The sequence below is a fragment of the Mesobacillus subterraneus genome (genome assembly GCF_003937825.1).
Classification (GTDB): Bacteria; Bacillota; Bacilli; order Bacillales; family Cytobacillaceae; genus Mesobacillus; species Mesobacillus subterraneus.
Genome location: NZ_RSFW01000028.1, coordinates 1 through 15,949, shown reverse-complemented (window position 1 = coordinate 15,949; position 15,949 = coordinate 1). Strand labels below are relative to the sequence as shown.

14 protein-coding genes are annotated in these 15,949 nt (G+C 47.2%); 4 read left to right on the top strand and 10 right to left on the bottom strand.

Features of this window, described 5'->3' with window-relative positions:
• Positions 1-36 precede the first annotated feature (36 nt).
• From EJA10_RS20575 to EJA10_RS20565, 3 genes are read right to left on the bottom strand one after another with little or no spacing between them, the layout of a single operon-like run.
• Positions 37-585, bottom strand: coding sequence for a 4Fe-4S dicluster domain-containing protein (locus tag EJA10_RS20575; RefSeq protein ID WP_125481915.1), 549 nt, complete (start codon positions 583-585; stop codon positions 37-39).
• Between the two features lie 14 nt (positions 586-599).
• Positions 600-2,729 carry a formate dehydrogenase subunit alpha gene (gene fdhF / locus EJA10_RS20570; protein ID WP_125481914.1) on the bottom strand — a complete coding sequence of 710 codons (2,130 nt, stop codon included), beginning with the start codon at positions 2,727-2,729 and terminating at the stop codon, positions 600-602.
• A complete protein-coding gene (locus tag EJA10_RS20565) occupies positions 2,710-3,879 on the bottom strand; it encodes an MFS transporter (RefSeq protein ID WP_246017904.1) in 1,170 nt (389 codons plus the stop codon). Before EJA10_RS20565 ends, fdhF begins: the two co-directional genes overlap by 20 nt.
• Before the next feature lie 329 nt (positions 3,880-4,208).
• Here EJA10_RS20565 and EJA10_RS20560 point away from each other — a divergent pair, with 329 nt between their 5' ends.
• Positions 4,209-5,198: an NADPH:quinone oxidoreductase family protein gene (locus EJA10_RS20560; RefSeq protein ID WP_125481913.1), complete on the top strand. Its 990-nt coding sequence runs from the start codon at positions 4,209-4,211 to the stop codon at positions 5,196-5,198.
• A gap of 47 nt (positions 5,199-5,245) precedes the next feature.
• Here EJA10_RS20560 and EJA10_RS20555 read toward each other — a convergent pair whose 3' ends face one another.
• The 6 genes from EJA10_RS20555 to EJA10_RS20530 form a co-directional block, all read right to left on the bottom strand.
• Positions 5,246-5,875, bottom strand: a complete 630-nt coding sequence (locus EJA10_RS20555; protein ID WP_125481912.1) for a histidine phosphatase family protein — start codon at positions 5,873-5,875, stop codon at positions 5,246-5,248.
• A gap of 108 nt (positions 5,876-5,983) precedes the next feature.
• Complete coding sequence (locus tag EJA10_RS20550; protein WP_125481911.1) at positions 5,984-6,427, bottom strand: threonine/serine exporter family protein; 444 nt, start codon at positions 6,425-6,427, stop codon at positions 5,984-5,986.
• A gap of 15 nt (positions 6,428-6,442) precedes the next feature.
• Entirely contained in the window at positions 6,443-7,204 is a 762-nt protein-coding gene (locus EJA10_RS20545; protein ID WP_425462109.1) for a threonine/serine exporter family protein, read from the bottom strand.
• Positions 7,205-7,314: 110 nt separating this feature from the next.
• Positions 7,315-8,466, bottom strand: a complete 1,152-nt coding sequence (locus EJA10_RS20540; RefSeq protein WP_125481936.1) for an MFS transporter — start codon at positions 8,464-8,466, stop codon at positions 7,315-7,317.
• A gap of 539 nt (positions 8,467-9,005) precedes the next feature.
• Entirely contained in the window at positions 9,006-9,605 is a 600-nt protein-coding gene (locus EJA10_RS20535; RefSeq protein ID WP_125481910.1) for a DUF421 domain-containing protein, read from the bottom strand.
• Between the two features lie 111 nt (positions 9,606-9,716).
• On the bottom strand, positions 9,717-10,178 hold the full coding sequence (locus EJA10_RS20530) for an OsmC family protein (protein ID WP_125481909.1): 462 nt from the start codon (positions 10,176-10,178) through the stop codon (positions 9,717-9,719).
• A gap of 224 nt (positions 10,179-10,402) precedes the next feature.
• On the opposite strand from EJA10_RS20530, the gene EJA10_RS20525 reads away from it, so the two are divergent.
• The 3 genes from EJA10_RS20525 (at position 10,403) to EJA10_RS20515 (ending at position 15,367) form a co-directional block, all read left to right on the top strand.
• Positions 10,403-11,770: a S8 family peptidase gene (locus tag EJA10_RS20525; RefSeq protein ID WP_125481908.1), complete on the top strand. Its 1,368-nt coding sequence runs from the start codon at positions 10,403-10,405 to the stop codon at positions 11,768-11,770.
• A gap of 127 nt (positions 11,771-11,897) precedes the next feature.
• A complete protein-coding gene (locus EJA10_RS20520; protein WP_125481907.1) occupies positions 11,898-13,550 on the top strand; it encodes a M20/M25/M40 family metallo-hydrolase in 1,653 nt (550 codons plus the stop codon).
• A gap of 158 nt (positions 13,551-13,708) precedes the next feature.
• The gene (locus tag EJA10_RS20515; RefSeq protein WP_125481906.1) at positions 13,709-15,367 is read left to right on the top strand and encodes a glutamine--tRNA ligase/YqeY domain fusion protein; all 1,659 of its coding nucleotides are present in this window, start codon (positions 13,709-13,711) and stop codon (positions 15,365-15,367) included.
• A gap of 83 nt (positions 15,368-15,450) precedes the next feature.
• Here the strand turns inward: EJA10_RS20515 and EJA10_RS20510 are convergent, their stop codons facing one another.
• Entirely contained in the window at positions 15,451-15,693 is a 243-nt protein-coding gene (locus EJA10_RS20510) for a hypothetical protein (RefSeq protein ID WP_125481905.1), read from the bottom strand.
• Positions 15,694-15,949: the final 256 nt, after the last annotated feature.

Below are 15,949 nucleotides of genomic sequence, written 5' to 3'. Positions count from 1 at the left end.
AACTTAGCGCTCTTTTCCGGCCGGCTCCTATTAACATCATGATTGATCTGTATAAACACCGAAGAATTCAGGCACGTAATCCCATTTATTGCCCTCTTGAGGCTTTTTGCCTTCGACCAGGTTCATCTGGGTGCGTTTTCTGCGGAGCTGCTGCATTTCATCAAAGTCGATGAAGCGGATTGCATCACTCGGGCAAACCGATGCACACATTGGCGCAATATCATGACGAGTTCTGTCATAGCACATATCGCATTTGTACATTTTGTTTTTCTCAAAGTCGAATTTCGGGATTCCGAATGGGCAGCCGAACGTACAGTTGCGGCAGCCGATGCATTTTTCTTCCATCGCTGACAGTACGACGCCTTCGTCCGTGATCTGAATCGCGTTTGCCGGGCAAACACGTGCACATGCTGGGTCTTTACATTGCATGCACAGCATCGGGAAAGTCTGGCGTGATTCGGTGAAATCAACATATTCTACGTAGTTCCGTTCCTTGGCATCATGGTCTCCACACTCACGGCAGGCTGCCTGGCAGGCACGGCATCCTATACAGCGTTCAAATTCTAGATACATTATTTTATTCATAATGGCCGTTCCTCCTATTTTGTCAGTTTTTCGAGCTTTACAGCACAGACTTTAAATTCAGGCATCCTCGAGAATGGATCCAGTGCCGGGCTGGTCAATTGGTTGACTGCCAGCTTCTTGCCCCAGTGGTAAGGGACGAACATTGTGTCCTTGCGGATTGCTTTTGTTATTTTTACCGGGGCGATCATATCGCCACGCGGAGTTGAAAGCTTAACTCTTTCGCCGTTTTCGACCTGGTACTGGCTGGCCAGTTCAGGGTGCATTTCAACGAATGGCTCTGGGCATTGCTCCATCAGGAAGTCAACGCGTCGTGTCTGGTTTCCGGACAGATAGTGGAATACGACACGGCCAGTTGTCAGCCATAAAGGATATTCTTTCGATTGAACTTCTGAGGGTCCTCTGAAATCACAGACTGCTAGGTTGGCTTTGCCATCTTCAGTAGCAAAACGCTCCTGGAAGACGGATGGAGTTCCTTTGTGATCTTCTGCTGGAGCCGGCCAGAAAACGCCGTCCTGCTCATCGATTTTTTCGTACGTTACTCCGTAGTAATCAGCCTTGCCGCCTTTTGAAGCGAGGCGCAGTTCATCGAAAATCTCTCTTGGTTCGTTGTATTCGAAGAACTTGCCTTTTCCAAGGCGGTCAGCGATCAGCTTCATGATTTCCCAGTCAGGCTTCGATTCGCCAAGCGGTTCGACTACCTTGCGGATGCGGATTACACGGCCTTCGATGTTAGTTGTCGTACCCTCATCTTCAGCCCAAGTAGTTGCCGGCAAGACGACATCCGCAAGCTCAGCAGTCTCAGACATGAAGAAATCATTTACAACGAGGAAGTCGAGCTTCTCAAGTGAGTCCTGGACGTAATTGATGTTCGGTGATGATACAACCGGATTCGAGCAGATGACATGCAAGGCGCGAATCGTCTTGTTCTGCATCAGGTGGAACATTTCGTATGCAGATACGCCTTCCTTCGGCATTTCCTCAGGCTTGATGCCCCAAATACCGGAAATGTATTCTACGTCTTTAGGGTTGGCGATTTTACGGTAGCCTGGAAGCGCATCTGCTTTCTGTCCGTGCTCGCGTCCGCCCTGGCCGTTGCCCTGTCCTGTAAAAGTAGCAACCCCTGATGCGAATTTTCCGATTTGGCCTCTCAATAAAGCCATCGATGTATAGAGGCTTACGTTGTCAACACCGGAAGTCTGCTGTTCAGCACCACGTGCGAACATAACGACCGAGCGTGGTGATTTACCGAAGATGTGCGCTGCCTTGATGATTTTCTCAGCTGCGACACCTGTAAGCTTAGACGTATATTCAGGCGTGAATTTCGCCGTCATTTCTTTTAACTCTTCAAAATTATTGCAGCGTTCCTGGACATATGCATGATCCACGTAATCATACTTGATTAACAGGTGCATGATGCCGTTCGCCAATGCTGCGTCTGTACCTGGAAGCAGGTCAAGGTGGACGTCTGCTACTCGAGCTGTTGCCGTCTCACGCGGATCTGCCACGATCAGCTTTGCGCCTTTATCCTTCGCCTTCCAGAACCACTGGATGCTTGTCGGATGGCATTCCGCTGTGTTGGAGCCAGCCATGAAGAATGTATCTGTATGCTCAAGCTCAGTCCAGGGAAGCGTCGAGCCGCGGTCCATGCCGAGCGTCTTGTTGAATCCGCCGGCAGCGGAGCTCATGCAGTAGCGGCCGTTATAGTCGATATAGCGGGTGCCCAGTCCAACACGGGCATACTTTCCGACCAGGTAGCATTTCTCATTCGTCATGGACACGCCGCCGTAGACGCCAACCGCATCCTTGCCGTAAGTTTCCTGGATGCCTTTGTATTTGCTTTCAATCAAGTCAAGGGCTTCATCCCAGGTAGCTTCCACGAACTTGCCATTCTTTTTGATCAAAGGAGTTTTAATCCGGTCCGGATGATCGATTGTCTGGTAGGCCGTGACCCCTTTAGGACACATTTTCCCTCTTGTTAAAACCCAGTCATAACGTGGTTCGACACCGACAACCTTGTTATTCTTTTCATCAACGCGAATGTGCATCCCGCACTGCATCCCGCAGTAGCAGCAATGGGTTGTGACTAGCTTTTCACCTTTGCGGATCTGGTTTTTTACGCCTTCTTTAACGAGAAACTGGCTCATCGATTTTTTCCTCCTTTGAATCCTGGTCAAGTCCGTAAAACTCTTCCGAACGTTTTTTGCTGAAGCCTGATATATGAATTCCGTTATTGGTGTTTACTGGTCCGTATGGGTTGCCTTGCGGCGCTTCAAGATTCATCTGTTTCAATGCCCTCATCCTGCGGCGGCAGCCTGTGCAGTAATCTGACAGATAGGAGCCGTCTGCAAGCTGCAGGTCGAAGTTCTGGCTTTTTAAAATTGCCTGGACATCCGCAATCTGGTCATCATTGCTGTATGGCTGTCCGCAGCTTTTACATGATTTCGTATCCACTTTGACCACCTCTTGATAACTCATTGGAACGGCTGTTGCCAGCGGCCTGATTGGCACGTGGAACAATTTCCCGAATGGGAAGTACATGAGCATGATGATGACTGTTACCTGGTGGATGAGTGACATATAATGGTGCATCCAGCCACCCAGGAATGTGTACTGAATTGTCAGGATCAGCCCTGTAACTGTCACTGCCAGAAGAATGATCAATGGCAGGATATCAAACTCGAATCGCTGTGTTACTTTTACATCGTAATCTGTGATGCGTCGGTAAAGGGCCATGCCTGCACCGATCAGAACCATGATGGCACCGATATTCAATCCGTTGTAGACGATTTCGGCGAAAATTCCGTGAGCAGCCATTGTGATTGTCGGGAAGTCGAACACGATGATCTGGTATGTTTCCGGGTCGATCAGGTCAAAACGCATCCATCCGAATGTCAGCCCGAATGTAATCGCGAATGAGATGATGCAGCCCCATGAAATCATGAAGTGCTGGATCCCACGGTAGATACCGCGCTGGAAAATAAATTTTTGTAAAATGATATTATCGATCAAGGTTTTAACTACCGCTTTTGAATTTCTTTTCAATCTTTCTTTATTAAAAAGGTTATCAACACTGCGCTTCGCCACCCGGTTCGTGGCTTTGCGCCACATCCAGAAGCTCATCCTGATGGTCAGGCCAATCGCAAAAACTGTTGATGAAATTGCATATCCCAGAAGCGCCATATCGATATGGACAAACTTCGATGTTGAATACCACATTGAGAAAAATAATAACAGCACAACGACAAAGGAATACATACTTGTTTTGGAGTAAAAGGATTTCTCGAATTTGTACAACTTTGCTACCTCCCTGTAAATCGATCCCGATTTCAAAAATCATCTTATCATGGAAAAACAGTCAAAATAGGGTGAAATTGTAAACACTTTGTGAATAGTGAAAAATTGATTTGATAATGTTTTTGAGCCCCATTTCCCCCTGTGCACCTTACTTACCTAAATCTTAAGGGAGGCAGATTAAAAGATATGTGAAGTCCGTCACACCAGAATAAGTGGACACAAAATCGTAATAAATTTGTGCGGGAGTTAACATTTCGATTTTTGTTTTTGCAGCCTTGCCGTGTTTTTTCCTATACTTAAACTATCAAGTCTGGAAAGGAAGTGGCGTAATGGATCAATTCAAAGCGTTTATGGTGAACAAGACGGAGGAGGATTTTTCAGCAGAGGTGAAAACAATTGGGCTGGAGGACTTGCCTGCGGGGGATGTCGTCATCAAGGTGGCATTCTCAAGCGTCAATTATAAGGATGGACTTGCCAGCATTCCGAACGGAAAAATTGTCCGCTCCTATCCATTCGTTCCTGGAATCGACCTTGCCGGAACCGTTGTCACCTCAAAAGACGGGCGTTTCAAGGAAGGCGACCATGTTATCGCCACCAGCTATGAAATAGGTGTTTCCCACTATGGAGGGTTCAGTGAGTACGCGCGGGTCCCGGGAGACTGGATTGTTCCGCTGCCTGAGGGATTGAGCCTGGGCGAAGCGATGGTGTTCGGGACTGCTGGATTCACCGCAGCACTGTCTGTACACCGGCTAGAAGAAAACGGACTCTCACCGGATAAGGGCAAAGTCCTCGTGACCGGATCGACAGGCGGAGTTGGCAGTGTGGCAGTAGCGATGCTCGCCAAGCGCGGATATCACCTAGTGGCAAGTACGGGCAAAGAAGCGGAACACGAGTATCTCCGCACAATAGGTGCTAAAGAAATCATCAGCCGTGAAGAGCTTGCAGGTGAAAAAATAAAGCCGCTTGATCGGCAGCTCTGGGCAGCAGCCGTTGACCCGGTCGGCGGGAAAACACTGGCTGCCATCCTCAGCAAGCTCGAATACAATGGTTCCGTCGCTGTCAGCGGCCTGACAGGCGGAACCGATGTCGCCACCACTGTGTTTCCTTTCATTCTTAGAGGAATCAACCTACTGGGCATTGATTCCGTGTATTGCCCAATGGAAACCAGAAAGGTGATTTGGCAACGGATGGCTTCAGACCTGAAGCCGGATGGTTTATTGGAAACGATAAAAAATGAAGTGTCATTAGGAGAATTGCCAGGCGTCCTTTCAAGCATTTTAAAAGGTGAGAATCGCGGAAGGACAATCGTGAAAATGTAACGAAAAGCCCGAAGCCAGTCTGAACTGGATTCGTGCTTTTCTCGAAGTTATTGAAGTGCCAGGCGCTCTGAATCTACCTTTGCGAGATGTCCGCAGTCGTTCAGGAACATGACTGTTTTTTGCCCGCCATTCAACCTGAGCAAATGAATCCCTGTGTCACCAGTCGGAAAGTAGGTGTCACAGGATACAGGCAGATTCAGGAACGCTCTCAGCAGGTTAGAGATCATCCCGCCGTGTGAGACAATCGCAATCCGTTTCCTGCCGGCGCTTTCTGCAAGAATTTTAGAGAAAACAGTCTGGGCTCTGAAGCGAAATTCAAGTTCGGATTCTCCATCCTCAATCCTTACATGCGGCATTCTTCCGCCCTCGGGTTCAGGATAGCGCAGCTTTGCCTCTGCAAATGGCAATCCCGCCAAGACGCCATTATTGAATTCTCTTAATCCATCATCCTCAATGACGGAAATCCCCGTTTCCCAGCTGAGAATTTCCGCCGTTTCGCGCGCTCGCTTCAATGTGCTTGCCCAGATGACTTCAGGCAAATACTTCTCTTTCACCACTTTCGCCATTTCCTGTGCCTGTCTGCGGCCATGTTCCGTCAGCGTAAAATCCGCACGTCCTTCATGCACCTTTAGAATATCCGCTTCCGATTCACCATGCCTGATCAATAGAATTTCCATCTTCTCCTCCCTTTTCATGAATTACTATTTTATGTATTTCTGCATTCTAAAGAAAACACCTTTTATTTGTATGAAAAAAGACCCATATTTTCATATGAGCCTGCCCGCCTATTTTACCGGTCCCAGACTGGAGCGCCTGATCACCTGATTGATTACCTCAGAAAAAACAAGGCCGACCGCTATTGCCCCGGAAATCATCGAGGCTTTGGCCGCCAGTGACAGCGCGACGCTGTAATCATTCTCGACGAAGTTCCTCATCGCATCATAGGCAAGTCCGCCCGGCACGAGGGGAATGATCCCGGCAACGCTGAAAATGATGATCGGAGTTCGATATGCCTTCGCGAAAAACTGGCTGACGACCGCGATCAAAAAGGATGCCATCAGTGTGGCGAAAATCGTGCCGAAACCATTTGCATCAAGGGCAAAATAGACGATCCAGCCGACCATCCCGGATATCCCGCATTTGACCAGTGACTCTTTCGGCGCATTAAAAATGATCCCGAACGCTGCGGACGCTATAAAGCTGGTGATTAGCTGTTCAATATAAACCATCCCAATTTCTCCTGCCTATAAAAAAGATAGAATTGCCGCAATACCGGAACCGATCGCAAATGCCGTCAACAAGGCTTCGGCCCCCTTCGATAATCCGGATACAAGGTGGCCCGCCATCAAATCCCGGACAGCGTTGGTGATCAGCAGTCCAGGGACAAGGGGCATGACCGAACCGATGATGATCTTATCCAGCTCCTGGCCGAGACCAACTTTCACGAAGAAAAATGATACCATTCCAATGAAAAAGGAAGACAGGAATTCGGCGAAAAATTTAACCGGGACAATCCTGTGGAAATAGACGACAAGGAAGTAGCCCATCCCGCCTGCTGCCATAGATGGCAGGAAGTCCAGCCAGCTGCCCCGGAACATGATTGTAAAACAACCGCTTGCGATGGCTGCGGCAACGATTTGGATGAAGAAGGAATAGGTTAAGTTGGCTTCCTCAATGTCCTTCAGCTGCTTAAGTGCCTCTTCCAACCCAATTTTACCACTGCTGATTTTCCGGGAAACGCTGTTGACCATGGCCACTTTCCGCAAATCGGTCGTCCGGTCGGAAATGCGCACGAGCTTCGTTCTCTCAGGCCCTTCTCCTTCTGTTGAAAAAATGATGCCGGTCGGCGTTACATAGCTGTGTGTCTGACTAAGCCCAAATGAAGAAGCCATCCGCGACATCGTGTCCTCCACCCGGTACGTTTCCGCCCCGCTTTGAAGCATGATTTTCCCCGCAAGCAAACATGCGCGCATCACTTCAATTGTTTGATCCTGATTCTCCATCATTGCCCTCACTTACCAATCCGTACAGTCTAAATTTCTTTATCAGTTTAAATCATAAGAGTGCGGTTCGCAACCATAGAAAAAGCCAGCCTATATCAGGCTGGCTTTCTGCCTCAGGAAACAGCTTCCTTTGGCTGCTGTACTTTTGTCGTGCGTCTTCCTTTTACAATGGTCAGGATCAGAGCTAAAACGATGAACCCGCTAGAAATCTGGAATAGTGTTCCCAGATCCACAAATTGCGCAAGCACTCCAAAAACCAAACCGCTTATTCCAATCCCAAGGTCGATGGATGAAAAGAACATACCATTCGCCACACCTCGACGGTTTGGGGGTGTCAGGGACAATGTCCAGGATTGCAGGGTTGGGATCAGAGAGCCGAACCCAATGCCGAATAATACGCCGGCAATCGCAATCATCAAGTTGGAATGGGCAAAGCTCAGCACCCACATCCCCATGATCGTAATGGAGATTGTTAATATGACAAGCCCGACTGGCCCTTTCTGGTCAAACCATTTTCCGGCAACCGGACGTGACAGTGACGCCAGGATGGCATTGCATAAGTAGAACAGGAAGATTTGGTCAATCCGGCGCTCATCACCGAAAATCACGATGAACGTTACAATCGTTCCATAGCCAAGGTTGATGAGCAACGTGAGCATTGCCGGGAACCAGCCGGATTTTTCGACCAGCGATCCTAAATAAGTGAACTTCAAATCTTCCTTTTTCGTAGTTAACACCTGATTTGGCGTATTGTACTTCACCGTTCCCAGGAGCACCAATGCGATGACTCCAAGAGCCCCGGAAATGTAAATAAGGTTATCGAAAGAAGTCACTTGGAACAGGAAAATCCCGAGACTCGGGGCGATGATCATCCCAATGGTAATGGAAAGGCCGAAATACCCCATCCCCTCGCCAAGGCGGGAGTTCGGGACCAGGTCAACGGCAGCTGTGCCATTCACCGTCGTTGACCATCCCCAGGCAAGCCCGTGAATCAGGCGGAATGCCAGGAAAATCACGACCACCTGTGAAAGTGGATATAAGAATGTGATTAATAGGAGCAGTACCGCACCAATCAGAACGAGCGGCCCGCGCGCTTTGTACTCTAGCATAAAGCCAATGAACGGCCTGCTCAATACAGCACCGATTGAGAATAGTGCCGTAACCAGCCCGATTTCCGTTCCCGTGGCTCCGATTGATTTTATATAAGGTGGCAAAGTCGGAATCAGCATCTGGAAAGACATGAAAATGAAGAGATTCCCTACCATTAATTTTATGAATGAAGAGGTCCATAAAGGCTCTTTTTTCTGTGACAAATCAGTTTCTCCCCTTTTCGTTAAAAAGAAAAAAATCTCCTGCACCAGAAGATTTTAAATGTATATTTCGTATTTCTAAATAATAGCACATAGACGCGGATAAATAAAAGGAAAAAATTGTTTGACTCTTTTCAAATCAATGACGGTGAAAACCGGCGAGTAATGAATGAGTTTCAGTATTGGACAGGCAACGAAAAGCTGGATTCGCTGATATATTCCAGAATGTGGTCGATATATTTGAAAATCCGCTGATATATTTCAGAATGTGGTCGATATATTTGAAAATCCGCTGATATATTCCAGAATGTGGTCGATATATTGAAATTTTCGGTGATAACAACATAATTGATGACCTCTTTTTCCTCTTCTAGCGTAAAATTGCGCCAATCTCCTTCATTCGTGACCTATTTTTTGTTGATCAAACACAAACGGGCAGCAATCTCCTTTATAGATGACCTCTTTTCTACTAATTCCACGAGGATAGGCGTGTTTTATTGAAGATACTTAGGGTTGTGCTGCTTAATGGATTTATTAAGTTCTTCGAAAATGGTGGGTCTTGCAGGTTCTTTTTTTTGTTCTGATGTCATTGCCAATGCCGGCAGATAGTCATTGAGTATTTTTTTGAACTCACCGACTGTCAGTGGCTTGGCGTCATCCACCAATTCATATCCTAGCTGACCATTGGGTTCAATTGTCGCCATTTTGATGTCTTCCATCCGGGTGATTCCTTTGTTTCGCATCCGCATCTCCAGCTGGTCTACTGTGAGACGGAGTTTTTTCATATTTTTAATGTTCAGCTTTCCATCCTGGATGATGATCTTCGATTTTCCCGTGATAAATTTTTCAAAGAAATTGAGCTTTAACTGTAAATATTCAAGGATGACGATTGCTGCGACAAATATAGCCGCACCTGCCAGCGCCTTCCACATACTTTTTTGGACGATTGGCTGAACTATGATGGTGCCAAGAGAAATCATGACCACTGTCTGGGCCAGGGTCATTTGAGAAATCGACTTCCTGCCTGCAATCCTCAATAATAATATTCCGGATAATATCAATACAGCTGTCTCCCAGAAAAAAGTGAAATCCATAAAATCCCTCCTACAAATTCTCCTCTTACTTTCTCCAATGGTAGGGATTTTATAGAAAAATGGTCAAAAAAAAACGGCAATTTATATCATAATTGCCGTTTGACTCAAGTATCAGATATTTTGCTCTATTATTTTTTCAATGACAAGGTCTTTTCGCACCACGTTCACTGGATTGGAAATTGTGTCATCCACTGGGCAGGTCCTGGCGATGAAGTCAGCGAGTGCCCGGATGTTTTCCTCTGGGGATGGTGATGTAATATGGTAGGTATAGCGAATATCTGAGTAACCGCGGCGGACATCCGACTTGTTCATGAACCCATCGGTGTCTAGATCTCCTTCGAGCTCTACCCGGAAGTCCTCTAATTCCACCCCGAATTTCTGGCTGTATACCCGCGCCACGATGGATTGGCATGCTCCCAGGGCACCAAGCAGCATTTCCACCGGATTCATCCCTGCGTCTGTACCTCCCAGAGCTGGCGGCTCGTCAATGGTGATATGAAAATTCCTCGCCTGCACATCAACCTTAACTCCTTCTTGTAAAACAGCGGTCGCTTTGAACGTTTCTTTCGGCATGATATTCCCTCCTTTATATTTACACCTCCATTTTCCTCTCTTTTCAGCTGATTCCCTTCTGTAAAAAGTCGATGACACAAAAGGTTCAAGAAGTTTTGAAGGGATTGTGAAATCATTAACATTCAATGAATCTTGAATTTTCCCAACCCAAAATAGGTTTCTTGCTAACTTGCACTGGATATTAGAAGGTGTATGAATTTTCTAAATTTTTTAAGGGGGAAAATATGAAAAAGTTACATGTCATTGTATTAGCCATTATGTTATTGGGATTTATTTTAACACCTGCCTTCTCCAATCCGAAGGCATCTCTGCTTTCGGTTGAGCTGGACCCGAAGCTTGAAAACCGACTTACTAGTCCTTTGAGCAATGAAGAAGTTGAAATGATCATTACTTACAAAGATATGCCATTGCTGTCGGATATTAAGCTTTTGAAATTATTAGGCTTTGAGACAAAGCCTTTCAGCGAGCTTCCAATTGTTGCGGTCAAAGGAAAAATCGGCCTCATCAATGAACTGCTTCTTACATCAACCAATATCCTCTCGATCTATGCAAATGATGATCTGGAGTATTTCCTTCGTGACAGCCGTGCGCTCATCGGTGCAGAAGCCGTTTGGAACGACCTCGGCTACACCGGAAAAGGAGTCACTGTTGCGGTCATTGACAGCGGCATAGATGCTACCCACCCTGATTTGCAATACGGAGAAAAGGTCATTCAGAATGTGAAGTTTGTTGTCGGCGATCTTTTTGGCAATCAGCCTCTGTACCTGGAGAACCAGCTGAACACTGACACCACCTCGGGCCATGGCACCCATGTTGCCGGAACGATTGCCGGAAGCGGAACCTCCAGCGGTGGCCTCTATAAAGGAGTAGCACCGGATGCTAAATTGGTCGGACTTGGCGTTGGCGAGGCGATCAATATTCTTTGGTCACTGGAAGCTTTTGATTATGCGATTAAAAATCAGGAAAAATACGGAATCGATATCATCAGCAACAGCTGGGGGTCAACCGGAGAATATTCGCCTGATCACCCAATCAATGTTGCATCCAAAAAAGCTCATGATGCAGGGATGACGGTTGTGTTTGCTGCCGGCAATGAAGGCCCTGAGGATAACACTCTAAACCCTTACTCAGCAGCACCGTGGGTCATCAGTGTAGCAGCGGGGACGAAGGATAAACAGCTTGCGGACTTTTCGTCACGCGGTGTGGCGGGCGATGAGTACCTGCATCCAGATATTACAGCGCCAGGCGTCGATATTGTAGCAACCCGCTCTTCCACCGGCCTTGTCATGAATCTGCTGGGTACAGTCACCGATGTCTCGTATATCGATCCGCTCCATCTGCCTTACTATACAACATCAAGCGGCACTAGCATGGCGACACCACATATCTCTGGAGTTGTTACTTTGATGAAGGAAGCGAACCCGTCATTAACCCCAGACCTGGCACTTGACCTGATGGTGCAAACTGCCGATCCGATGGCTGGATACCAGCTGCATGAGGTCGGGGCAGGCTATGTCAATGCTTATAAAGCAGTCCAGGCAGCCTCCTCGAGTAAGGTAACCGCACTATCAAGCAAAGGAAAGAAAAAATAAGCCTGAATCCTCCTCGATCTTGAGGAGGATTTTTTCATCCAGTTTAATACAAGGCATCTTGTATTTCCTGAGAATATACGTTAGTTTTGAATTAAAAAACTGAATGTTTCGAAAGGGGATGCTTTGGATGCTTGATTGCCGGGATGAGGTTTTATTTTATACGAAACAGCTTGTGAACATCGGGAGCATTGTCAATACGAATGGTGAAAAGGAAATTGCTCAGGCTTTATATACGATGATCTCTTCGTTTCCTTATTTTATGGAGAATCCGACCCACGTGATTAAACCGCAAACCCACAATGATGTGCTTGAGCGCTTTAATGTACTGGCTTTTGTAAAAGGGACGAAAGGGGATAGCAACAAAACTGTCATTTTGATGGGGCATCTCGATACAGTCGGAATAGATGATTTTACGCAGCTTGCCGGTTTAGCTTTCGAGCCTGATGAACTGCTTGAGGAGCTGAAGAAGGAAAACCTCCCTCCTCGAGTAAAAAAGCATGCCGACTCCGGAGAATGGATGTTTGGCCGTGGCGTGCTCGATATGAAGAGCGGCGTTGCTACCAACCTTTATCTATTAAAATATTATTCTGAGCACCCAGAGGAACTGGAGGGCAATCTCGTTTTTCTGTCAGAATGTGATGAGGAGGACAGCTCTTACGGCATCCTCTCAGCGGTCAAAGAGTTGAATGCATGGAAAGAAGAACACGGCTTTGAATATGTTGCCGCCATCAACAGTGATTTTGTATCCCCTCGCTTTGAAGGAGATAAAAACAGGTACATCTACAAAGGAACAGTTGGGAAACTCCTCCCTTCCTTCTTTATCACTGGCGCTGAAACACATGTCGGATCTGCCTTCGAGGGATTGGATCCCAACCTGATTGCCGCAGAACTGACGAGGCAGATTGATTACAACCCTGACCTGTGCAACGAGGCCTTCGGGGAAACAACCATGCCGCCAGTCTCCCTGAAACAGATGGACCTTAAGCCGAACTACACCGTCCAAACTGCCCTGGCTGCCTACGTTTACTACAACTTTTTCATCCATTCCTGGACGCCAAAGGATGTTCTGGAAAAATTGAAGGAGCATGCCGGCATTGCTTTTGAAAAAGCATTGGAGCTGTACCATGAACGTTACCAGCGCTATTGCAAAGCCAGCGGAGAACCTTGCCGGGAACTTCAATGGAAGCCCCGAGTCATGACTTATGAAGAAATGGAAACTGAATTGATCCAGGTGCACGGGTCAGAGTACACAGCGCATATGGTCGAGTTCAAAGAGACCCTCCTGCTTGATGTCAGCCTTGATCTGCGGATGTATGCGGCCAGGGTCGTCGAAGAGGCGTGGAAGTGGATGCCCGATCAGAGCCCGGCGATCATCGTCTTCTACTCTTCCCTCTACTCACCAAGAATTGAAGTGACCGGTGAATCGAGGGACGAAAGAAACTTGATTGAAGCTTTAGAGGAAGCCGTAGAGACGGTTCAGCCGGATTACGGGCACCCTATCGTGGTGCGCAGCTTCTTTCCTTATATATCGGATATGAGTTTCGTCGCACTTAGCGATGATGATGAGGCACTTGAAGCCGCATCACGGAATAACCCGAGCTGGGGATCGAAGTTTTTTGTGGACTATCCAGAGATTCGGGAGCTAAATGTTCCGGTTATCAATATTGGACCATACGGACTTGATGCCCACAAACGCTATGAGCGGATGGAAATCGATTACTCGCTAAAAATCGTCCCTAATTTGACGAATGAAGTAATCAAGAACGTGCTGGCAAAATAATAAGGAAGGTACCTTCAGAGGAGGAGGCACCTTCCTTATTATTCATATCCTCTTGTTTTTACGTTTTTTTCTTATTACTATATAGTTCAGTGGAAATATATTATAGTAATCATTAAAATAGACATAATGAGACTGAGTAAAGGAAAGGCTGATTTCAATTGGAAGAAAACTCTAATTTTATTAAAACGATCATTAAGGAAGATTTGGAGAGCGGCAAGCGCAATAAAGTCGTGACACGTTTCCCTCCAGAACCAAACGGATACCTACATATCGGTCACGCTAAATCCATTGTTATTAACTTCGGACTTGCTGATGAATTCGGCGGCACGACAAATCTCCGCTTCGATGACACGAACCCATTGAAGGAAGATCAGGAATACGTCGATGCCATCAAGGAAGATGTGGAATGGCTTGGATATGAATGGGATGGCCTGTTCTTCGCTTCTGATTACTTCGATGAGATGTACAATCGCGCTGTCTTGTTGATCAAAAAGGGATTAGCCTATGTGGATGACCTGTCTGCTGACGAAATCCGCGAGTACCGCGGCACACTCTCCGAGCCAGGAAAGGAAAGCCCGTACCGTAATCGTTCTGTCGAAGAGAACCTCGAGCTGTTCGAACGCATGAAAAACTGTGAGTTCGCTAATGGTGAAAAGGTTCTGCGCGCGAAGATCGACATGTCATCGCCGAATATCAATCTGCGTGACCCTGTCATCTACCGCATCGCCCATGCCACTCATCACAACACAGGCGACAAATGGTGCATCTATCCAATGTATGCATTCGCACACCCGCTTGAGGATGCCATCGAAGGGGTTACCCACAGCTTATGCACAACGGAATTCGAAGACCAGCGTCCGCTTTATGACTGGGTTGTCCGTGAGTGTGAAATGGAAGCAACACCACAGCAGATTGAATTTGGCCGTCTGAACCTGACAAATACCGTCATGAGCAAGCGCAAACTGAAGCAGCTTGTGGAAGAAAAATATGTTGATGGCTGGGATGACCCTCGCCTGCCGACAATCTCCGGATTGAGAAGACGCGGCTTCACAGCTGAAGCGATCCGTGAATTCGTAAAAGCAGCAGGAGTATCAAAAGGCTACTCAACGGTTGACGCGCAAATGCTTGAGCACTTCGTTCGTGAGGACCTTAAATTGAAGGCTCCGCGCACGATGGGTGTCCTTCGTCCGCTGAAGGTCGTCATCACGAACTATCCAGAAGGCGAAGTAGAGTGGCTGGATGCAGAAATCAATCCTGAAAATCCGGAAATGGGCACACGCAAAATCCCATTCTCCCGCGAGATTTATGTGGAACAGGACGATTTCATGGAAAATCCTCCTGCTAAATACTTCCGTCTATTCCCTGGCAATGAAGTTCGCCTGAAGCACGCCTACTTCATCAAGTGCAATGAAGTGATCAAGGATGACAACGGTGAAGTTGTCGAGCTTCGCTGCACATACGATCCGGAAACGAAGAGCGGCACCGGCTTCACAGGCCGCAAGGTAAAAGGAACCCTTCACTGGGTAGACGCAACACATGCCCTGCATGCAGAGTTCCGCCTATACGAGCCACTGATTCTGGACGAAGAAGCGGAAAGCGAAGATGAAGCAGAGAACAAATCATTCCTGGATCAAGTGAATGAAAAATCTCTTGAAATCCTGAATGGCTTCATTGAGCCAAACATGAAGGACTCACAGCCGCAGGACAAATTCCAGTTCTTCCGTCACGGCTACTTCAACGTCGATCCAAAGCACACAACAGAAGACAAGCTCGTCTTCAACCGCATCGTCTCGCTGAAGAGCTCGTTTAAGCTTTAAAATGTGGATAAAGTGCCTCCCCGAATGTTTTCGGGGAGGTTTTTTGTGGATTGGGGATTGGATGTGGATAGGTGGATGTCTGGTTAAAGTTCGGACAGCTTTGGGGCAATCATGAAGCTGTTTTCGCTCCCCCATCGGATTTTGTCCGAAGGCGTGCCAACTTCGGACATTTTCACTGCTTCTCCATGGGATTTTGTCCGAAGTCCTATCAACTTCGGACATTTCCAGTGCTTCTCCACCGGATTTTGTCCGAAGGCATGCCATCTTCGGACATTTTCACTGCTTCTCCATCGAATTTTGTCCGAAGTCCTGCTAACTTCGGACATTTCCCCTGCTCCTCCATCGGATTTTGTCCGAAGACATGCCATCTTCGGACATTTTCACTGCTCCTACACCGGATTTTGTCCGAAGTCCTATCAACTTCGGACATTTTCACTGCTTCTCCACCGGATTTTGTCCAAAGGCATGCCACCTTCGGACATTTCCACTGCTCCTAGACCGAATTTTGTCCGAAGACATGCCATCTTCGGACATTTTCACTGCCTCCTCCACCGGATTTTGTCCGAAGTCCTGCTAACTTCG